Raw genomic sequence first — 20,137 nt, 5'->3', positions numbered from 1 at the left:
ACAAAAAGAATAGATTCAGGAAGGATTTACCCGGGTAGTGACATACATATGTGTGTATATCATGCTATACGTATGACACTCGTTAAGTGGAGCGCTGAGCTGAAAATCACTTTATACCCATATACTGATATACGCATATGTGTATATACGCATTCTTAAATTTAAAGCTATCCACTTGCCGAGGGATACTCCGGTTGCGGGCGCGCTGTAAGGCGGTATGGTTTTGGGTGTCCGCAGCGCACCTCCCCCGGCGCATAGTCGGACGGAAGGAAAATAAAAAGCCACAACCCCCGCAGGTGACTTCTCCCCAGTGCTTCCAACGACGAGAAGCACTAGGGGAGTTTCCTTTAGCGTGTACCTTCCAGCCGTTCTTTGAGACTGGTGGCGGGATATGCGACAAAAAGACACACTTTTTGTCGCATATCCCGACGCATATCCCGAAGAGCGTCAATAAATTTAGGGATTATAAAAGCCCCGGGTGCTTACTGAAGTAGAGGCACATCGGGGCGTTCGGTTAAAGGATAGCATGAAAATATGAGCAACGAAATTAGAAATGACACTCATAGAGTTTTGGCGGGTTTTCCGCAACCTCGTTTAGAACCGTTTCTTAGGGCCGCTGAGGGTGACGAAGCGAAGGCTCTTGATCTGTACGTGTGGAATACCCAAATGGCGGGGGCTGCATTAGAGCAGATTTCACACCTTGAGATCCTACTTCGCCATGCCATCGACACTCAGCTATCAAAGAGAGTGCGTGAGGATACAAGAAAAATTCCTTGGTTTCTCTTACCTCCATTTTACTCCGCACAATCGCAAGTAATCGACAAGGTTCGAGAAAGGCTTCGTTCCGAAGGAAAGGAAACTCGAGATCAAATTGTTGCTGGATTGTCTTTCGGTTTCTGGGCCGGTTGGATGGGGGCAAAGCATGAGAAGTTATGGCGTGAGACTCTGCACAACGCTTTTCCTGGGGCAGGGCTCCGCAAAGATGTCACCGTATTAGCTGAACAGATTCGTAAATTCCGCAATCGCGTTGCCCATCATGATTCTCTCTTAAATATCGATGTCGGTTTTGAAATGCGGGCAGTATTCAGTCTTGCCGAGATGATAAACAAAGATGCCGCGGACTGGATGAGAACGGTAGACCGGACGCGCGACATGGGTATTAAAAAACCAATATCCCCGTTGGATACCGTTGTTGTCCCCTCTGCACAGGCAAAGCTTAATGACGGTCCGCTTAACGCGTACATATGCCAGCCTGGACGCTTTTTTCAAGAAGTAAGTCACATGGCTTTCTATGAGGGGCGAGAAATTGGGGTTGATGTGCCATGTATCAAGGCCCGTTATGACAATGTCCTTTGGAATGAGGCAGAAGCGGATCGCCTTAAGCTAAGTGAGAAAAAGGAAGACAAAAAATTGGGCAAGGTGATGGCTTCTGGTCTCAAAAATGGATGGGCACCGGGTAAGTACCAAGTATTTATCCTGTCTCGGGCTGGTGATCCCGATCATGTAACCCTCGAGAAGCCCCTCCAGAATGACCGCGCGGGAAAAGGGTCTGCCTTTGTAAATAGGCAAAGGTACACCAGTATTCACCAGTTGCGTCACGCTGAAAACGTTTGGGATCTTTAAGCACATCCGTTTGTATTTCTAGGGCACACCCTATTGTTACGCCGGTTTAGGGAAGAATGTTTCCTGTAAAATAGGGCCATTCCTAGCATTGTTTTACACGTGTCTAGCGGGGTCTAGGCCTTATGTTTACAGAAAGTGGTGAGTGTGGTGTTATCGTCTGATGGTTTCCATATTGAAAGTCATATTGACTCTGTGCCCGCGTTGGCGCGGGTGAAAGATCTACATGGTGGGTTGTCGTCGGGGCAGCAGGCGTTGGGCAGGATTGTGCAAGCCTTGCTTGCTGACGCTGATGGTCTCGACGGTATTCAGCTATACGCCCTCTCGGACGCTATCGAGTCGTATCGTGATGCGGTCATAGAACAAGAGACTGTTTCCTTTAAACCTTCGCGGGACGAAGACTAATGGCCAAAAGCTCTGGTTCGCATGGGCAGCGGGTGGGCTATATCCGTGTCTCGACGGTGGAGCAGAATAATCAGCGCCAGAAAGAACTACTCAATGCTTCCGGCAGGATTGACCGGTTTTTTGAGGATAAGATTTCCGGCCGCACCAAGACTGCGCGCCCTGGGCTTGTCGAGTGTATGGCGTATGTGCGCGACGGGGACGAGCTCGTCGTGTCGTCGATTGACCGCCTCGCCCGTTCGCTGACGGATTTGCGTGGCATTGTTGATGAGCTCACCGACAAGGGTGTGACTGTTACTTTCCTGCATGAGAATCTCGCGTTTGCGAAAAACACCACAGATCCACGCGCGGATTTAATGCTCGGCATTTTGGGTTCGTTTGCGGAGTTTGAGCGGGCTATTATTCGTGAGCGGCAGGCGGAGGGGATTGCGTTGGCGAAAAAGGCTGGCAAGTATAAAGGCCGCAAACCAGCCCTAAGTCCGCAGCAGGTGTCGGAGATTAAGCAGCGCGTGTTGGCGGGGGAGTCGAAAGCCGCACTAGCGCGTGAGTTTGGGGTCACCCGCCCTACGGTGTATCGGGCGTTGAAAAACGCCTAGGGTAATGCAGCCGTATCGATAAATCTACGCAAGTTGGGTTGGCTGCATGGGAATTCGATGCTGCCCGCCTTTTACTCCTCTGCGGAGACCACCGGCCCTCTTTCGATCCTGTGCTACTGCTAACGTTACTTTTGGTTCACAACCATGCCCCATCCGTCGTGGTGGGGCATGGTTGTGGCTCCCTCTGTCGGTGCGCGGCGGTCCGCGCGTCACGTGCGGGCTGTCCTGTTGCATCTTGTTTGGCGAGGGACAACCCCAAGGCAAGGAGGTAGACAATGGGTAAACACTCATTGGATACACCCGGTCGCAAAAGAAAAGACCTTGACGCCACGAAGCTTAGCCGGCTCGATGTGGCAATCAAGGTCATAACACTTGCGACCGTAACAGTGAAGCTCATTGCTCTGACGCTTCACGTGGGTCTTTAGGCCCGAGGGTTTCAACGAGTGGCCGCTCGTTGGGGGCCCTTTTTATTGTGCAGCGATAATTCAAGGACGAACCATGCTGTCATATTTCAGGCTAATGCGCGTACAAATGTTTCGCAATATTTCCGCACTGGGGCCGTAGCCTTCTTTCCCTCTGCTGCGGCGGGAAGTGGACAAGGGGTTTGGCGTACCCCGCAAGCTGACTACTGAGCGTCAGCGCCAGGAGCTGTTATTCGCCAACTACGAGAAGCTCATCTCGTACCACCCCTAGATACGTCGTATCTCCGATATTGAACCGTCAGCGTTTGTTCGGGAGAGATATCAGTTGTCAGGGATGGTGTAGTGCCTAAGGGTACTGTTTTGCCTTCTCTTATTTATGCATTTGAAATGCCTGAAAGAGGCAATGCTACATGGAGGTATACAGGATTGCGGTTGTTGTGGGTTGCTTTGGAGGCAAGGAAATCGCGTAAGCGATTTTCGCGGCAGCCCAACGAGCCGTCAGGCGAGGCGGGAGTAATAACGGCAAGTCGTAGTGAACGGTTGTGTTGGTTGATCGGCTGGGGATATAGATCTACAGGGATATAGTTATAAGCGACCTGGGAAAATAGATAAACGTGCAGGTAAAACCCTGTGGATAACTGGGCCGGTGAGGGTAAATATGCGCAGCGGTGAGGGTAAATATGCGCAGCGGTGAGGGTAAATATGCGCAGCGGTGAGGGTAAATATGCGCAGTCTCTTTTTGGGTGAGGGTAAATATGCGCATCCTGAACTGGGCAAACGCCTTGTGAGGGTAAATATGCGCAGCGGTGAGGGTAAATATGCGCAGTGTCTGCGAAATGGTTCCCCGGCGGAGAGGTAATTGTTATGACAATGCCGTGATGGAAAACTTCTTTGGCCACTTGAAAGCCGAGATGTATCACGGTGAGAAGTTCGGGTCTGTCAAAGAATTTACCGCTGCGGTAGACGCGTACATCGACTGGTACAACGCGGAAAGACTCCAGCTGGGACTTGATGGTTGCACCCCGATGAAATACCGGGATAAGGCCCTTAAGACGTTAGCCGGGTAGGATTACCCCTAGTCCAACTTTCGGGGGCAAGTTCAGTTTCAGTTCGCGGTTTTCTCGACGCAGGCGCCTGAGTTCTTCTTCCATTGTTTCGCCGCCTGAAGCGTCAGAATTATCGTGTACTGAAGCGCTGTCACGGTACCAAGCCCGCAACGTGTGGTGGGATACTCCAAGCAGCTCACCGACCTCCGTGTAGGCGCGTTGCAGTGAGCAAGACTCCAGGCGGACCATTTCGATGATCTGATGGACCGCCTTCTCCTTGAACTCGACGGAATATTTTCTAGGCATAGTTCAATCCTTCCTTAGCTGAGGTAGGAACTAAACCCAGGACGCTTCATTCATCATGCCTTCCACGCTTTCCACGAGTAAACCGTATTCCGCGGAAAATAACGCGCAGCAGCCTTTGGTGTGTGGGGCGCGGTGATTTCCGGTGCGGCAGCGGTCGGACCGCTTGCCGGTGGTGCACTGACGGAATGGGTGTCCTGGTATTCGCGATTATCGAGGGCCTGGCCTAGGCTGGTGGGAGCCCCAATCCTCATTCAGCTTCTTTGGCTGGACCTGGTTCGAAAACGCGGCTATTTCACCGGTTCCGCTAGGGCTCACGGTTTCGGCCGTGGGCTTCGCGCTTTTTATCAGGTCGGAAGAGCACCGCGAGCGGGGTCACCGCTCGGCGCTGTTGTATCTTGAATTGTTTTTCTTATTCCACGTTCTCGTGGGGCAATATCACCGCTGGTGCGGTAGCAATCGGCGAGTTTGCCATCATCTTCGTGTTGCCGCTGTACCTGATTAATACTTTGGACCTCTGCACGACGTGGTCTGGCCTGGTGCTGGCAGCCATGGCAATCGGTGCATTCTTCTCCGTTGCATCAGCCCTCATGTCGCGGCACGGTACGGGGCGTCTGGCACCGTGCTCATTGGGCTCGGCTTGGAAGCCGTCGGCGTCCTTAGCTTCGTCCTGCTTATGGGGCCGGATACGAATGATTGGATCATCGCCGCGCCGCTGACCCTGTACGGCTTGGGCCTGGGGTTCGCCTCCACGCAGCCGACCGGCACGATGCTGCGGGATATTCCCGTCGATGACTCCAGGCAAGCCTCCGCAACGCAAACCACCGTGCGCCTGGGGCAGTGGTGTAGACCTTAAGCGAAGGCATGGCCAACGCCGCGCAGTGGTCGCTCGTAGCCGCTACCGCATTCTTCGCTCTGAGCCTTGTCGGTGCACTTAGGGTGCTCCGTGCTGCGGGGGGGGGAGGGGGAGAGAAGGGTGTCCCCCGCAAACAATGCCGATCTCGGTGCCCGCGTTAATCGCGTCCCGAACTGATTTTCCACCCGCTTGCTGCTTTGCGTTGCTGCCAGAAGTGACGGTAGATACCGGGGACATCGGAAAGCTCAGAATGCGTGCCCAGCTGGCTGACTTGCCCGTGTTCATCCAAGACTACGATTTGATCAGCAGATTTGATTGTATCCAACTTATGGGCGATGACAATAAAAGTAGATTGCTCCCGTAGCTCGTCCATCGCAGCAAGAATGTTTGCCTCATTTTCTGCATCGAGCGCGGAGGTAGCCTCATCAAAGAGTACAATCGGCGCTTGCTTGAGAAGCGCGCGAGCTACAGATACGCGCTGGCGTTCACCACCGGATAGAAGCCGCCCGCCTTCACCAACAGGAGTATGCCACCCTAGGCGGTTGGCAATAGAAGTCACGCCTGAAAGATCAGCTGCGCGGAAGACTTCCTCATCGGAGGCGTCGGGACGACCAACGCGGATATTAGCGATTAACGAGTCGTCGAAGAGGTAAACGTCCTGAAAGACCATGGACAGTCTGGACATTAACTGTTCGGTTCCAAGCTCGCGGATATCTACGCCGTCAACCATCACCGCCCCGGAATCTACATCCCAGAATCGCGAAATAAGGCGCGCAATTGTGGTCTTTCCGGAGCCAGAAGGACCGACAATGGCGGTAACGGTGCCTGGTCGAGCATGGAAAGTGACATCTACCAATACTGGTTTATCGCCGTATCCAAACGTGACATTAAGCAGCTCTACATTTCCCGAACCATCGCCTAGGCGCGGAGTAGTGGGTTCTGGCAGGGAAGGAGCATCGGTGATGAGCTCAGTTTCTGCGAGCGCGATACGGCCGGCATCTAAACCGACGAAAGAAGAACCCAGCTGCTCAAGCGTGCGGGTAAACCTCAAGCTGATTCCGATGATCGCAATTGTTTCTAGTGGCGATAGGGCGCCTTCAACGGCAAGATCCGCAGAGACCATAATGAGAGCCACAATGAAGATCTGCACTACTATGCCGTTGAGTAGCAAAGCTAATGTGGATACCCATAGCTCGCGTATTCGTGCTTTATGGTCGATTTCTAGTGCTTGCTCTAGTGGCGCAAAAACTTGTGATTGTCCTGCCGCGCGCAGGGCTGGTTGACGGTTAGCAAATTCTACGATGCGCTGGGAGAGCTCTTTACTCGGCCCCAGTGCGCGGTTCGATGCTTTCTCACGAATCCATGCAGCCAACTGCATCACCACGAGCGCCAATGGTGCGATGATAAGAAGGACCAAGCCCAGCTTCGGGTTCCAGAAACACGCTCCTACTAACAAGGTGACAAGTGCCGCGCTATCGCGGTATATCGTTCCTTGAATATGCGCAATGGTCTCGGCCGCCACCATAAAGCGATCTGAAACGAGGCGAGATAGGCCGCCGGTATTAGCCGGTACGAACCAGCCGAGCGGTAGCGTTGCTAATTTATCGCCCACAGTCGTGTGCGCGGCTCGGATGAAATCCAAGGCCGTGTGGTAAGAGGCCATGGTTGCGAAAAATCGTAGCGCAAAAGCTACGAGCGCAATTGCCAAAAGCGTCCACATCCATGGTGCGATCGTCGTATCCCCATCGAGTGCCTTTGTAAGTGGCACGAGCGTGAGAACGGCGAGGCCATCAAGCACGCCAACGATAAGCGATAGACAAGCATACCTTTTATTGAGCTTATGGCCTACAGGACTTTGCAGCTTTTTGACACTGCGAGTGAGTAGCGGATCACGAAGACGCGAACTAACAGGCGTAGTGGCATTAGACATGAGAATTATCCTTCATAGGCTTGAGGCAGATTATTTGGTCTGCTCCTTGGATGGACTCCGGCTTGTGGGCGATGACTAAGACGGTCTTGCCTCTGACGAGTGTGGCTAGAGCTGCTTGAATTTCTGCTTCGCAGTCAGGATCAGTTGCCGCAGTAGCTTCATCCAGGATCAAGATTGGGGCATTGGTAATAATTGCCCGGGCAATAGAAATGCGTTGCTGTTGTCCACCGGATAAAGAGGTGTCCTCACCAACAACGGTGTCGAGCCCAGCCGGTAAAGCGCGAATATCAGCAGCTATGTGCGCAGCCTCTGCGGCTTGCCAGATCTCTTCATCGCGGGCTTCTGGGCGTGCAAGGCGAATGTTTTCCCGAATACTCATACGCAGTAAGTGAGGATCTTGTAAGACGAAAGCCACAGTGCGGTACAAACTGTCGAAAGTGAGATCACGGATATCCACGTTGTTGATAGTGATTGTGCCCGAATCTGGATCCTGGAAACGCGCCAGCATCGTTGCTGCTGTGGATTTGCCAGACCCGGAGGGGCCAATCAATGCCGTGACAGTGCCTGCATTTAGTTTCGCAGAAAAGTCTTGGAGGACTGGTGTGTCTGGGGCGTAGCTAAAGCTGACCTTATGGAACTCCACCTCCATGTCTTGACTACTGGCATCGAGGCTCTTTTGGCCTTCTTTCACATGGGAAATTGTCATGACTTCATCAAGGCGCAACGCCGCATTGCCAGCGAGCTGGTAAGACCACATCATTTGGCCGACGGTTTGAATCGTGCCCGGGAGCACCAGCGCAATTAACGTTGTTGCGATGACTTCAGCGACCGTGACATAGCCACCAGCTATCAGCAGGGAACCGACTCCTAGATTGATAAGGATGAGGACAGGAACCGCCACCACAGACTCTGAGATTGCGGAAACACGCAGAAGCGGACGTACCCACTCGTAATAGAATTCCGCGAATTTTTGGGCAGCTTCGCGATATCGAGCGTGGGCTTTGCCAACGGTGCCGAAAGCCTTGACGACGGAAATACCTTCGGAGAACTCCACCGCAGTCGCAGAGACCTCACCCAGATAATTATCCATTTCCGCAGTTTTTGTGCCCATATCTTTCATTGAATATGCTTGGATTGCTAGGAAAATGGGCACAGTGGCAATAGAAAGTAGACCAAGGCGCCAATCCAAGATAAAGGCATAAACCAGAAGCGCGAGGGGCGTAAAGATCGCGGCGACCTTCTCTACAGGAGCATGGGCTGTCAGGGTGTGCAGAGTTAACGTATCGTCCTCGACGGCTTTGCGGACTTTGCCGGAATTAGTCTGGCTAAACCACGAGAGTGGTGCTTTCGCAATAGCGGTAATAATTCGGCGCCGGTTAATCCCCACCAGCTTTGCATCAGCGAAGTGGGTGATTACAAGGGCAAGGAAATAGAAGAATAGCTGGCCCAAAAATGCAGCAAGTAGCCATTTCACAATGGACGCGACGTCATCAGTATTGCCGTCGATTAGAGCATTTCCCAGTGCCACCAACGCGACGTAGGGTGCTACGGCGAGTACCGAGGATATAAGCGCGAGAAACTGTGCGAAGTAGATGGTTGTTTGCACTGGGGCCAGTAGTTTTTTTAGAGCGACCTGGCCGGCTTTTAGTTTTGCGCGAGCCTCTTCTTCCGGTGACGCACCGTGTGATTCTGGTGCGTGGGTTCCGCTTGATTCTGTGGAACTTTGTTTTAGTTCAGACATTTCTTTCTCAATTCTTGTTGATGTCAGTCATATCGATGATTCTGGTGACTGATTCTTGGATGAATTCGTGGTCATGGGTGATGACGATGACCACTGCTCCGCTTGCTGCAAGAGATCGAAGTAGCGCAGAGATGGATTGCAGTTGGCGCCAGCCCACGCCAGAGGTAGGTTCATCGAAGATGTAGATCGCTGCTTGCTCGGCTTGGGCTGAAGCTATGGCTAAGCGTTGCCGTTGCCCACCGGACAGAGACTGCGGATGCCGTTGGGCCATTCCTGCCAGATCGAGGCGATGGAGAATCTCATTGACATCGATGTGGTCCCGCTTCTTCTTTGCCAGTCCGAGCGTGACTTCTTCTTCGGTGGTGGCTGCGAATAATTGGCGGCCAACATCTTGCATCACCATGTACGCGGCACGTCTGCGGGCAGCCGCTCCTACTCGTTTGCTGTTCAAACGGAGACTACCGCCGCGTTTGGGAGAAGCAAGACCACAAATGATCCTGGCGAGGGTGGTTTTTCCAGCGCCGTTGGGCCCGATTAAGGCGGTGACTTCGCCGCTGGGGAAAAATGCGTGGTCAATGTTTAATACCTCATGTGCGCCATAAGAAAAACAGATGTTGCTTAGCTCGAGTCCGCTCCGCTGGGGATCGGCGTTTTCGAGCGTGGGTGGTACCGGCACGCTCGCGGGCAGGGGAACATGGTGTAAGCTGCGTAGCCCCAATTGTTTGCGTTCGGGTTCGTCTAAGGCATAAAACTCCTGAGCGCGGAAACTCCGCGTTATTTTTCCCTGAGTCAAGTAAATAACTTGGTCAGCGATATCTTTTAAGAAAAAGAGACGGTGATCAGCGATAATGATCGTTGTGCCTAATTCCTTCAAGCGGTGTAGCACGCGTGCAAGAATATCGATGCTTTCCATGGAGAGATTGGACGTGGGTTCATCGAGAAGCACGAGACTGCCCGGGGACACAAGCGCGCATGCGCATGCCACGGTTTGTAACTGCCCACCGGATAATTCTTTGAATCGCCGGCCCCGAAGATCGTTAATGCCTAGTAGCTCGACCGCTGATTGAATCCTCGACTCAATTTCTTTGGGATCTACACCAAGGTTTTCTAGCCCGAAGGCCAATTCTGCATTGACGCTTTCAGTGAAAAATTGTGTCCTTGGATTCTGGAATACTGAGGCGCTGAACTCGATGGCTCGGGACAGCGGTTCTTCCGCAGGGTTAAAAGCCTGGTCATCCTTTATAATAGTGATGGTGCCTAGTAGCTCTCCTGGATTGAAATGGGGGATGAGTCCGTTGATCAACTTGAGTACCGTGGACTTTCCCGATCCGGAATCACCGGTAATCAGTAGACACTGTCCTGGAGAGACAGAAAAAGACACATCAGATACACCTTGAATGCCTGGCCGAGCGCCCAATGGATATGTAAAAGAAACGTTGTGGGCGTCTACACTGGTTGCGATACTGCGTTCGTTCATAAGTGGACCTCCGTGGGAAGCCAGACAGAGGCAACAACGAGGCCCAACCCAGCTAGTGCAGTTGCATCGACAAGCTTGAAGGAAAGATCGGCGGTGGTGGTTGGGCGTGCGGGTCCTCCCAATCCCCGGACAAGAGCAGAGGCAGCGAGCTCATCACCAGCGCGGACGACGGCACCTAATAAGGGGATGATCAACATCGCGGACGATTGTGTGGGCTGTGTGATCCAGCTTTTTACTCCAGGCTGGAGACCCCGAAGGACCATGGCATCGCGGATGGCTTTGGCTTCTGCCACGATGATCGGCAAAACGCGCAGGAATACCGCCGGTGGAATGGTGACCCAGCCTGGTAAACGCAGGTCCCGCAGTGCTGAGGTCAACGTGGATGGTGTGAGAGTGAGCAAGCCGAATGCGCCGATGGACATGCTGATGACAAAACGGCTTAGCCACGAAAAAATTGCCGCTGAAAAAGCGAAAAATGTGGAGCCAGGAAGCTGTAATAGGCCCCAATACCCTAGATAGGATAATGCAAAAGCGAACAGACATATAAGACCATAGTGTGGCTTTACTGTAGCTAGTGCGATGGAGCTGAAGGCGATAGAAATCAGCAGTGTCGGTAGGTGGCCGTGGCTGAGAGCTACCGCATTGATTACTAGAACAGAAAGCAGCACGGTCCGTGGATCGATCGAAGATCGACGAAGCACGCCCTGTTTTTGCAGGCTCACAGGAGGCCAGCGCTTTCAAAGTGTTTGCGGCTGACGCGAACTCCGACCTTTCCTCCGATAAAGCCGACGATGAGCGCACAAATGGCCAGTACTCCAATGGTCCATGGCTGGAAGATATCCGACATAGCATCGGCATATTCTTGACCCATTTGGTCTGCGATATCGACGTAGTATGAGTCCGTATCCAGAATTAGCGGGAGAAAAGGCAAAGAAATCCAGACACAGAAGACGCCGTAGGCAATAGGGAAGGACTTGGCAATACTGAGGTGGCTTTTTGTAATAATCAAATCCGCGATAAACCCAAGAATTATGCTTCCTAGCAAGGTCCAGAAGTAGTGTCCGGTGAGCATGAATGCTAATCCGTTAATACCACCGACGAGGGTGAAAGCACCCATTTTGGACGTGCGGACGGCATAAAGCGCTAGCACGATTCCGTTTGCGATTGCCGCGATAAACCATCCAATAAACATGAATTGTGGTCCTGCGAATCCAATCATTCCGCTTACAAAGGTGATTACAAAGTAAAGTGCAGCAAAGATACCAGCGTTGATGAGATCTCTGGTGTTTAAACGTGCCGTCGACCCACTGGATGAGCTTGTACTCCGTGCGGGCGTAGAGGACTGTTGGGTCATCGTAAACCTCGATTCATGAACAGCTGGAAAGGCAAGGCTTACCTAATACAGATAGTGCTGTATATAAACTATTTCTAGTTTTGATCTGAAGATTCACCCTTAATGGGGGCGAATGTAGATAAGCGGACATCAAACCAGAGCACGACTACCGACTATGCACCGATAAAGTAAGCACCAACGGCAAGACAACCCTGCGATGGGGCGGTAAACTACGCCGCCTCTACATCGGCTGCCGATGGGGCGGGGAACCAATCAACATGGTCTGCATCGAGAACCACGTCGACATCAAAATAACGGCGGGCGGCGTGTGGGGTAAAAAGAAAGCGCCCCGTAGGGCGCTGTTTCTCCGCGATTGGGCTAATCGAGTCCAGGACGAGGTGCTTTCTGCTGAACTGATGGGGCAGTTTTTGTGACGGTCACGCCGTCCGTGCTCGCTTCGATTCCTGCTTCTGGCCACGCTGTCGTGAGCTCAAGAATGGCTTTCTTTATCTCGTTTCGGAAATCGCGCCGCTGGACTGCGGTGTTTAGTTGCTTGGTGGCGAAGTTGGCGGCGATCATGTCCCAGGTGAAGGTGTAGGCTTCGCGGTTGTTTTTGTGGAGCCAGTATTGCTTGACGGTGAGCCAGATGTAGAGGTCCATTGCTCGGGGCTTGCTCAGCTCGCGTAGGACGTTGAGGTCGATGGGGATGGGAGCTTCTGCAATGTGGCGGAAGAACTGTGGGGTGAGTACTAGTTCTGATTCCATGAAGCTGCCTTGGTTGGGGTCGCGGGGGTCGAACCAGAGGTTCCAGTCTTCGAGAATCTGGGTATTACGGCCTCGCGCGTGAACTCCATTGTCGCTTTGGGCGGTTATTGAAGAGCTGGCTAGGCGTAGAAGCTGTTCGCGGATTCTAGAGAGACTTCCGTTCGCACCTCCGGTTCCGCGTCCGGTGACGCCGATTGCTTGAAGGAAGTGACTCATGGAGTGCCCGAGTGGAATGCGGCGTGCTTCCTCGTTGTCGATTTTTCCTTCTTTGAGGCGTCCGGCATTAGCTACGGCGCGGGTGATGATGTAGGCCATGATGAGGCGTGGGTACTTGCCGTAGGGGAGACCGTTGGGTGAGTAGACGCTAATGGTGCCCTCGGCGGTAGTTATTTTCCGCTCGTTGCTGTCAGGGTTGCGGTAGGGGAACAGCGCCTGGACGAAGAGTTTGGAGGTGTAGCCGACGTCTTGGGCTTGCAGGAGTTCTTGTGCGGCGTCGTGTTCTTGCCTGCGGGCTAGTTCCTTGACTGCTTCAAGTTTGGCGCGACGCTCATCTGGCGTGAGTGGGGGCTGCATGGTGCCGTAGTCTCCTTTCGGATTATCGACACCGCCCGTGTTGTGCTTTGCTCACTGTCCGTGTGGAAGTGGTAAAGTCATACCCGACACGGTCGGTGTCGTTTGGATTTGGACCCCCGCTAGAGTTGGCGCTCGATGATGCGGGGGTTTCCTCATGTTTGAGGAATGTGCGCGCCCTGGACTTGAACCGAGGGTGTGTGCCGCTCGCGCTGCGCACCCCACGAGTGTGGGGCGCGGCTTTTTATTTTCTCCGCCTATTAAATCACATCAGTGTGACTTACTGGGAGATTTAGTAATGGTGGCGGCTCTTGCCAAGAAGCCTTATCGGCTGTTTGCTTTGATGAAGCTTGCTCGGAACCTAAGGCATTAGTGGAGTCACTCTTGTTCTTCGGGCTCGTCTTTTAGACCGTTGAGCATTATTTGGTTAAACAAGTTGTTGATTGTCTTCTCTTCGAAGTCTGCAGCCACTTGATTCCAATGGAATTCTTCTAGTTTGGGAAGCATGGCTGTAATAGCCATTTTTAAGTAGAAACCTCGACTACGTCCTGTCCTATCGCAGAGAGCGTCGAGTCGTTCAATGATTTCATCTGTCATCCGTACAGACACCACACGTCCGGAAGGGTGGGGTGCTTGTTTCATATGCAGTATCCTCCCCTCGGCAGCAATCGTAAACATTGTTTACTATACGTAAGACTGGAGGAGTCTTCTCAAACTCTTTAACAGCATCATGAGCGGCGCGCGCCACAGAGAGGAAGGACGCCTCCGTGGACGCACTGCCATTTATCGAATCCACCAACCACGTTCCCGGCTGGTGGCAGCTAGCACTCATCGCATGCCGGCCTGGATGCTCATTGCCCAGATACGAAGCGCAGGACTGGTGGCAGGAACCATCAGAGCGTTAGGCGGAGCAATCGCCTGGTACTTCCTCGCCTTCCTCGGCGTGATGGTTGGCTCCATGGCCGACCACTACGAGCGTGCCACGGACGAGGCCAACGACTCGCCATACTCCAACACGTACGAAGACGCGCCCGCCAACCCCGGCGAGTACTACGACCCGAGCGAACAACGGTAGTCGCAGTTACCAACGCCGAAGACTGCCTTTCTCTCTACTGGCCACCCTTCTCATGGTCACCATCGCCGCCAGCGCTCTCAGTGGCGCTGGCGGCTTCGTCATCGTCCTGGCGCTCGCTGTCGCCAGTATGCGACTCGTCTTCTCTAGGTAAAGCGTTCACGCTAGGAGAAGACTCCTTAACAGTCTTGAGCATTGCGTTGAAATCTCGCTGGCTCATACCGACGAGCTCGCGCACAAATTCCTTAGCTTCGCCTAGGTCGATAATGGACTGTGAGACTTCACCAATCTTTCCGTTCAACTCGTCTCGCTGATCGATAAGGCTGAGCAACGAGTTGGTGCTCTTTTTCCGGTCGCGCAGCTTACGCTGTTCTTCTTCGAGATGCTGACGCAGTTCCTGACGCTTCCTCAAACTTCTACTTGCGGTAACCATAAACCCACAATGCCAGCGAACGCACCGCTCCACTCCTGACACAAACACCACGCGGGAAGTTCGGCGTAACCGGAAGCAATCAGCGGACTATCCCTGCAGGCTTTCGACAACGCTGTAGACCTGTAGCGGCGGGCGCGAGCGCCCTTTTCACAACACACTATATGCACTCTTAGTGTTAATCGGGTTTTGGCTGCTAGACTAGGGCGCATGATGACCCTGCGCGTAGTCAATAGCGGAACAGGTTATGAGTACCTGTTGCGCTCTGTGGCTACCAATGATGGGCCGACAGACGCGCCAAGTTTGTCGAAGTATTACGACGCCAAAGGCACCCCACCGGGGCGGTGGTTGGGCTCTGGTCTTGCTGGTTTGAACACCGAGAACGTCGTGGACGGTGGGGAAGTTACCGAGTCGCAAATGGCCGCATTGTACGGCGAGGGGCTGCACCCAGATGCGGATATGAAGATGTCCGAAGGGCAGAAAATCAAGGACGTCCAGCTGGGGAGACCGTTCGCTAACTTCACCAATGATGTGCCGGTTTTGGTTGCTTTGCGTGACGCGGAACGCCGCCACCGGCAGACAACGGGCACGCTGATGGGAAAGCAGGAGCGCGCCGAATTAGTCCAGGATATTGGCCGAGAATTCTTCATTGAAGAACACGGAGTCGAGCCGCAGTCAGGCCGAGAAGTTGTCAACTGGGTCAACGGTTTAAAGGACAATGTGCGCCAGTCTGTCTCGGGTTTTGACCTGACTTTCTCGCCCGCCAAGTCCGTTTCTGTGGCGTGGGCTTTGTCTGATGAAGAGACCGCGCGGCGTATTGAAGCACTTCATCACCAGGCTGTGAGTGAGGCTATGGCGTGGGCAGAAGACAACGCATTGTTTACCCGAGTAGGCAAGCAAGGGCGCGAACAAGTCAAGACGAAAGGCGTTATCGCCTCCGAGTTTAAGCACTACGATACGCGCGCAGGCGACCCTGATCTGCACTCGCACGTGCTGGTATCCAATAAGGTTCAGACCGAAGACGGGCGCTGGTTGTCCATCGATGGGTACACGTTGATGAAGTATCATCAGTCGATTTCTCACCGCTATGACTCCATCTTGAACACCCTGCTTTCTAACGACATGGGCTACACGTTTACCGCCCGAGACCACGGCGTAAATAAGGAACCCACGTGGGAAATCGACGGTATTTCCGCCTCTCTTATGGAGTCGTTTTCTAAGCGTCGACGCGGCGCACAGCCGGTCTATAAGCGTCTGGTAGAAGAGTTTGTCGCCGCGCGTGGCACAACTCCTAACTCGGTTGAGGTGGGGCGTTTGTGGCAGCAGGCTATCTTGGAAACCCGTGATGCTAAGCGTGAACCAGAAAGCCTTACAGAGCTTCGCGCAGGCTGGAAAGCGGAAGTTGCCGCGCGTGATACTGGGGCAGAAGAACTCGCTGCAATCAACCAACTTGCAGCCGAAGACGCCCGTGATGAGCGTCCAATATTTCACGCCGAAGACCACCTTTCCGGTCTTATCGACGAGGTTTTAGACACCGTTGTCAGGCGTCGTTCCTACTTTCGCGCCTCGCATGTAGCGACTGCTGCGGGTGGAAAACTCCAAGGCTATCGCTTCGCGTCACTGGCCGAGCGCGACCTTATCCACGCCACTGTGGTGGAAGCAATTGTGCGCGATAAGGCCATTTCCTTGAATGATTTCGACGTCCTGGAACTACCCGAGGCGCTGAAAAATACGGCGGGTAAAGCCCGTGATAGCCGCGCTGATAGTGAGCTTTATACCACCCAGGACATTCTCGACACCGAAGACAAAGCACTGGGCGCACTCAACGAACCGGTGGCCGCATTCGCACCATCGGCAGCGATTGATAAAGCACTCGATGAGCATGAAGCCGAGGCTGGGTTCCGCCTTAACTCAGGGCAGGAATCCATGGCCCGCTACCTGCTTACCTGCGGCACACTGGCCGCTACCGGCGTAGGCCCGGCAGGCACCGGCAAGACCGCATCTATGCGCCTGGTTGCCAATGTGTGGGCCAATGAAGGCCGCAATGTGATTGGTCTGGCCCCGTCTGCCCAGGCAGCAGAGGTGTTGTCTAAAGACTTAGGCTTTGACGCTTTTACCATCGACAAACTCACCTACACCTGGCGCGGAAACCACCCAACAAAGCCCGGCCATAGCTTAAAAGACCTTCCAGTATCCATTAATGCAGGCGATATGATCATCGTCGACGAGGCCGGCATGGCCTCGACCCCTAACATCGGCTCGCTGTTAGAAATTGCCGAAGAAGCAGGCGCAGTCGTGCGCTTTATCGGCGACCATAAACAGCTCGGCGCAGTAGAAAACGGCGGCCTTTTCGGCGCTATGGTCAATGCTTCTGGCCGCACTGATAATCAACTATCCGAAGTCGTGCGCTTCGGCGGAGATAGTGAACAATCGGCTACCAGCTTGCGCTTGCGCGAAGGAGATTCGTCTACGTTCGACTTCTACGCTGAGCGTGGTTGGGTCAATGGTGGCGCACGCAGCGACATGCTAGATAAGGCCGCAGCAGACTACTTGGCGGATATTTCTAGCGGTAAAACCAGTCTTCTTATTGCTGCCACCAACCGCGATGTGGCAGAACTTAACGAAACAATCCGCGCCCACTACATCGCCGTCGGCGAGGTTGACACCACCGTGGAAGCCCAGCTTTCTAGAGGCGAGAAAGCCGGTCTAGGCGATACGATTCTGGCGCGCAAAAACCAGACTTTCTACGACGATGAGACCGCAACGAGTACCCGTATCAACAACGGCACACTGCTTACCGTTACCGCCATTGCCGAGGGCGGCAGTATCACCGCCCGCAACCAAACCACCGGCGAGGAACTGTGTCTTCCAGCAGACTACGTTCGCGACAATGTGCAGCTAGGATATGCGGCTACCGTCCACCGCGCCCAGGGCAGCACCGTGGACTGCACCCGCGCGGTCATTGACCACCACGTCGATAGGGCAGGGCTGTATGTTGCACTGACCCGAGGCAAGCTTGCCAACCACATCTATGCGGTCACCGAGCACCAGCTAGATGAACTTGCCGAGGAAGGCCACTACCACTACCAGGGCATAGACCATGCTCCGAGCACAAGGGACGTCTTTAATAAGGCAATCTCGCGCGATAACAGCCCGAAGGCTGCACGCGAGGTCATAGCCGAGGTCGTCGACGAGCAAACCTCACCCGATCGCATGATGGGCCTGTGGCTTATGGGTAAAGATGAAGCCACCAACGACTTCATCGACGCTTACCTGCCGGACTGGATCGACACCCTACCCGGCGACCTTTCCCGAAAGATTGAGACCAGCGACGACGGTGTAGCACCCATCCGCCACGGCTGGGCAAGGCTTATCGACGCAGGCATTGACCCGCGCACCGTCATGGATACCGCTACTCGCGATATTGACAACGCCCATGATCCGGCACGGCTTATCCGCTACCGCCTAGACGAACAACTCCGCTTGCACGATACCGGAAAGCGCAACCAGCTGCCTCCTGTATCTGGTCAGACAGATATAGAACTCGATACGTGGCTGCGCGCCCACAACCCTTACGACCGCGCGGAAACTGCTCGCCTTACTGGAAAGGAAGGAAACCTCAACCGGCTTAACCAGGAGGTGCTGGCAGAGCACGCACGCTTTGCTAATTCCAAGGTGGAATCGCTTACCTGGCAAGAGGCAAGCATTACTACTCGCCTCCACGAGGACAAGAATGCCGCTGTCAATGAGGTACAGGCCGACTACCAGCAGATACGTCTTGATGCTGGGCGCATTCGCGCCTATGAGCAGGCCATGGCAGACCACAGTGCCGCCCTTCGCGATGAAGAAGCTGCCCTGGCAGACATTGAGCACCAACGCCTACTGGCAGAGGACTACACCCGCCCGGTTGCAGACCAAGCCTACGACCACGACGCCGTAGGCTATGGTACCTACCAACAGCGCATAGACCAGGCGCACACGCGCCTTGAAAACGCCCAACAGTGTCGAAAGCTTGCCCAGCAAGCCATTGAAGATACCGGCGCTAACCTGCCGGAGGCAGGCCTGTGGGAGGAAATCTGCTACCGCGCCGACGACACCGAAGAATGGGACAAGCGCCTACACGCTGCCGCACAACACGACAGCGAACACACCTACAAGCTGCAACAGCGCCTCGATACCATTCGCCGCGAGAAAATGGACTTCGCCGACCGCGCTGATATTGCTACGCGCTTGCGCGCAGAAGAAATCCCTCACGATATTGCCGACCATGCAGGCTACATCGCCGATGAAGTAAACCTGCTGGCCGCACAACGCACCTACGAACTACGCCGCCTTGGCATAGATGAACCTGCCCAAGAGATAATCCGCGACATGATGGCTGACACCATCGCTGCTGCTTACGAGCCAGGAAACACTGACTACGACGAGCCAGATACCTCCTACAACGAGGTGGAGGAAGGACCACCAGCACCTGAGACCACCCCAGAACCGAAGCTCCACCCCGGCGCACAAGCAAGCATGGATTTTATCGCAAGCCTCGGACTAGACGACGCACCACACATCACCACTACCCACAGCAACAACCACGACAACGAGGGACAAGCCCCCACCGACGATCTTGAAGAAGAACAGGGCCCAGAGCTTTAGAAAACAGTGAGGTCAAAGCTCTAGAGATGAATGTGTATATACCTACATACGCATATGTGTATGTAGGTATATACACCGGGCAATCAGCTTCTTTCCTCGAGCCATCGTGTTGCCCACTCTTCAAAAAGCTGGGAGATGCTCTTCTCTTCTTCCACTGCGGCGAGTTTGAGCTCTTTAATCAATTGCCGATCACGGACGTACAGCTGAAGGCGTGTCGCTTTATCATTAGCTTGAGCGAACATCTTTGTTGAAGGCGAGCTCTCCAACCTATTTCCAGACGATTCTTCCCGCGCCTTATTCTTAGCCTTTGGAATTGCCATCGTTTACCCCTTAATCTTCAAATGCTGCGACGACTTCTCGAGCCAAAGAATCCCACACCTTCGTGCTGCTGGGCTTTGTTCCAAAAACACGACGTGTAGCCGCCCTAGTTGGGATGACTGTTTCGGCAAGCGCTGCGGTCTCATCACCCTCCAACTCGGCATGGACCTCATCTAGAAGTTTTTCCCTCCTGTCGACATTCGACAGAACAACTGCTGTTGGTATCCCCATTTCTATTAGCCAAGAAAGCGTTACCTGAGTTCGATCAATATCCATCGGGGAAACACCAGTTGGAAGAAGGACTAAATCGGCAGCCTCAGCGCTTTCGGTTATGAAAGCTAAACCACCTGGAGGGGTATCGACTATAAGAAAGTCCGGATTGTTCCCCCTTCTGACAACTCCAGAGAAATCACTTGAGCTGCGGACAGATTCGATAGGAAATGGAAAATCCTTCACTTTGGTTGCCCATCGGGTGGCAGATTGCTGGGGGTCGCCGTCTGCGACTGCGACCGTATAGCTCATCTTCCGAATTGCCTCTGCGAGCATTACCGAAAGTGTGGTCTTTCCCGTACCACCCTTCGACTGAATTACGGAAATTACTCGAGTCAT

At 53.7% G+C, this 20,137-nt stretch carries 14 protein-coding genes and 4 pseudogenes; 7 read left to right on the top strand and 11 right to left on the bottom strand.

The features are described from left to right. The first annotated feature begins 534 nt into the window (after window positions 1-534). From ACLI1P_RS13150 to ACLI1P_RS13140, 3 genes and pseudogenes are all read left to right on the top strand, one after another. Window positions 535-1,623, top strand: coding sequence for a hypothetical protein (locus tag ACLI1P_RS13150; protein ID WP_411709735.1), 1,089 nt, complete (start codon window positions 535-537; stop codon window positions 1,621-1,623). 401 nt (window positions 1,624-2,024) lie between these two features. Next, window positions 2,025-2,618, top strand: coding sequence for a recombinase family protein (locus tag ACLI1P_RS13145; protein ID WP_411709734.1), 594 nt, complete (start codon window positions 2,025-2,027; stop codon window positions 2,616-2,618). Window positions 2,619-3,888: 1,270 nt separating this feature from the next. Further along, window positions 3,889-4,107, top strand: a pseudogene (locus ACLI1P_RS13140) (IS3 family transposase); the annotation flags it as partial. A gap of 36 nt (window positions 4,108-4,143) precedes the next feature. Here ACLI1P_RS13140 and ACLI1P_RS13135 read toward each other — a convergent pair. Next, window positions 4,144-4,392, bottom strand: a pseudogene (locus tag ACLI1P_RS13135) (transposase); the annotation flags it as partial. 43 nt (window positions 4,393-4,435) lie between these two features. Here ACLI1P_RS13135 and ACLI1P_RS13130 point away from each other — a divergent pair. Beyond that, window positions 4,436-5,221 (top strand): annotated as a pseudogene (locus ACLI1P_RS13130) (MFS transporter); the annotation flags it as partial. 181 nt (window positions 5,222-5,402) lie between these two features. Here the strand turns inward: ACLI1P_RS13130 and ACLI1P_RS13125 are convergent. The 5 genes from ACLI1P_RS13125 to ACLI1P_RS13105 are packed head-to-tail and all read right to left on the bottom strand — an operon-like array spanning window position 5,403 to window position 11,747. Next, window positions 5,403-7,175 carry an ABC transporter ATP-binding protein gene (locus ACLI1P_RS13125; RefSeq protein WP_070517045.1) on the bottom strand — a complete coding sequence of 591 codons (1,773 nt, stop codon included), beginning with the start codon at window positions 7,173-7,175 and terminating at the stop codon, window positions 5,403-5,405. After that, a complete protein-coding gene (locus ACLI1P_RS13120) occupies window positions 7,168-8,916 on the bottom strand; it encodes an ABC transporter ATP-binding protein (RefSeq protein ID WP_411709733.1) in 1,749 nt (582 codons plus the stop codon). The genes ACLI1P_RS13125 and ACLI1P_RS13120 overlap by 8 nt, the downstream gene beginning before the upstream one ends. Before the next feature lie 7 nt (window positions 8,917-8,923). After that, the gene (locus ACLI1P_RS13115) at window positions 8,924-10,393 is read right to left on the bottom strand and encodes an ABC transporter ATP-binding protein (protein ID WP_411709743.1); all 1,470 of its coding nucleotides are present in this window, start codon (window positions 10,391-10,393) and stop codon (window positions 8,924-8,926) included. Continuing rightward, window positions 10,390-11,115, bottom strand: a complete 726-nt coding sequence (locus ACLI1P_RS13110; protein ID WP_408920813.1) for an energy-coupling factor transporter transmembrane component T family protein — start codon at window positions 11,113-11,115, stop codon at window positions 10,390-10,392. Before ACLI1P_RS13110 ends, ACLI1P_RS13115 begins: the two co-directional genes overlap by 4 nt. Beyond that, a complete protein-coding gene (locus tag ACLI1P_RS13105; RefSeq protein ID WP_066484691.1) occupies window positions 11,112-11,747 on the bottom strand; it encodes an MptD family putative ECF transporter S component in 636 nt (211 codons plus the stop codon). Before ACLI1P_RS13105 ends, ACLI1P_RS13110 begins: the two co-directional genes overlap by 4 nt. A gap of 140 nt (window positions 11,748-11,887) precedes the next feature. Between ACLI1P_RS13105 and ACLI1P_RS13100 the strand changes: the two are divergent. Next, window positions 11,888-12,052 (top strand): annotated as a pseudogene (locus tag ACLI1P_RS13100) (IS481 family transposase); the annotation flags it as partial. Between the two features lie 52 nt (window positions 12,053-12,104). Here ACLI1P_RS13100 and ACLI1P_RS13095 read toward each other — a convergent pair. Beyond that, entirely contained in the window at window positions 12,105-13,064 is a 960-nt protein-coding gene (locus tag ACLI1P_RS13095; protein ID WP_411709742.1) for a replication protein RepA, read from the bottom strand. 375 nt (window positions 13,065-13,439) lie between these two features. Then, window positions 13,440-13,703: a ribbon-helix-helix protein, CopG family gene (locus tag ACLI1P_RS13090; protein ID WP_411709741.1), complete on the bottom strand. Its 264-nt coding sequence runs from the start codon at window positions 13,701-13,703 to the stop codon at window positions 13,440-13,442. 172 nt (window positions 13,704-13,875) lie between these two features. Between ACLI1P_RS13090 and ACLI1P_RS13085 the strand changes: the two genes are divergently transcribed. Further along, window positions 13,876-14,136: a hypothetical protein gene (locus ACLI1P_RS13085; RefSeq protein ID WP_411709740.1), complete on the top strand. Its 261-nt coding sequence runs from the start codon at window positions 13,876-13,878 to the stop codon at window positions 14,134-14,136. Between the two features lie 34 nt (window positions 14,137-14,170). On the opposite strand, the gene ACLI1P_RS13080 is transcribed toward ACLI1P_RS13085, so the two are convergent. After that, complete coding sequence (locus ACLI1P_RS13080) at window positions 14,171-14,566, bottom strand: 3-deoxy-D-manno-octulosonate 8-phosphate phosphatase (RefSeq protein WP_411709739.1); 396 nt, start codon at window positions 14,564-14,566, stop codon at window positions 14,171-14,173. A 207-nt stretch (window positions 14,567-14,773) separates the two neighbouring features. On the opposite strand from ACLI1P_RS13080, the gene mobF reads away from it, so the two are divergent. Then, entirely contained in the window at window positions 14,774-19,210 is a 4,437-nt protein-coding gene (mobF, locus tag ACLI1P_RS13075; RefSeq protein ID WP_411709738.1) for a MobF family relaxase, read from the top strand. A gap of 83 nt (window positions 19,211-19,293) precedes the next feature. Here the strand turns inward: mobF and ACLI1P_RS13070 are convergent, their stop codons facing one another. Further along, window positions 19,294-19,530: a peptide transporter gene (locus ACLI1P_RS13070; protein WP_411709737.1), complete on the bottom strand. Its 237-nt coding sequence runs from the start codon at window positions 19,528-19,530 to the stop codon at window positions 19,294-19,296. A 10-nt stretch (window positions 19,531-19,540) separates the two neighbouring features. Then, the gene (locus ACLI1P_RS13065) at window positions 19,541-20,137 is read right to left on the bottom strand and encodes a ParA family protein (protein WP_411709736.1); all 597 of its coding nucleotides are present in this window, start codon (window positions 20,135-20,137) and stop codon (window positions 19,541-19,543) included.

Source organism: Corynebacterium tardum (assembly GCF_046717785.1).
Lineage (GTDB): Bacteria > Actinomycetota > Actinomycetes > Mycobacteriales > Mycobacteriaceae > Corynebacterium.
Note: the sequence above shows the minus strand (reverse complement) of the source record. Positions and strands in the feature narration are given on the sequence as shown.

Coding starts and splice junctions, on each gene's coding strand:
- ACLI1P_RS13150 (WP_411709735.1), top strand. CDS start 535: ATGAGCAACGAAATTAGAAATGACACTCATAGAGTTTTGGCGGGTTTT.
- ACLI1P_RS13145 (WP_411709734.1), top strand. CDS start 2,025: ATGGCCAAAAGCTCTGGTTCGCATGGGCAGCGGGTGGGCTATATCCGT.
- ACLI1P_RS13125 (WP_070517045.1), bottom strand. CDS start 7,175: ATGTCTAATGCCACTACGCCTGTTAGTTCGCGTCTTCGTGATCCGCTA.
- ACLI1P_RS13120 (WP_411709733.1), bottom strand. CDS start 8,916: ATGTCTGAACTAAAACAAAGTTCCACAGAATCAAGCGGAACCCACGCA.
- ACLI1P_RS13115 (WP_411709743.1), bottom strand. CDS start 10,393: ATGAACGAACGCAGTATCGCAACCAGTGTAGACGCCCACAACGTTTCT.
- ACLI1P_RS13105 (WP_066484691.1), bottom strand. CDS start 11,747: ATGACCCAACAGTCCTCTACGCCCGCACGGAGTACAAGCTCATCCAGT.
- ACLI1P_RS13095 (WP_411709742.1), bottom strand. CDS start 13,064: ATGCAGCCCCCACTCACGCCAGATGAGCGTCGCGCCAAACTTGAAGCA.
- ACLI1P_RS13090 (WP_411709741.1), bottom strand. CDS start 13,703: ATGAAACAAGCACCCCACCCTTCCGGACGTGTGGTGTCTGTACGGATG.
- ACLI1P_RS13080 (WP_411709739.1), bottom strand. CDS start 14,566: ATGGTTACCGCAAGTAGAAGTTTGAGGAAGCGTCAGGAACTGCGTCAG.
- mobF (WP_411709738.1), top strand. CDS start 14,774: ATGATGACCCTGCGCGTAGTCAATAGCGGAACAGGTTATGAGTACCTG.
- ACLI1P_RS13070 (WP_411709737.1), bottom strand. CDS start 19,530: ATGGCAATTCCAAAGGCTAAGAATAAGGCGCGGGAAGAATCGTCTGGA.
- ACLI1P_RS13065 (WP_411709736.1), bottom strand. CDS start 20,137: ATGACTCGAGTAATTTCCGTAATTCAGTCGAAGGGTGGTACGGGAAAG.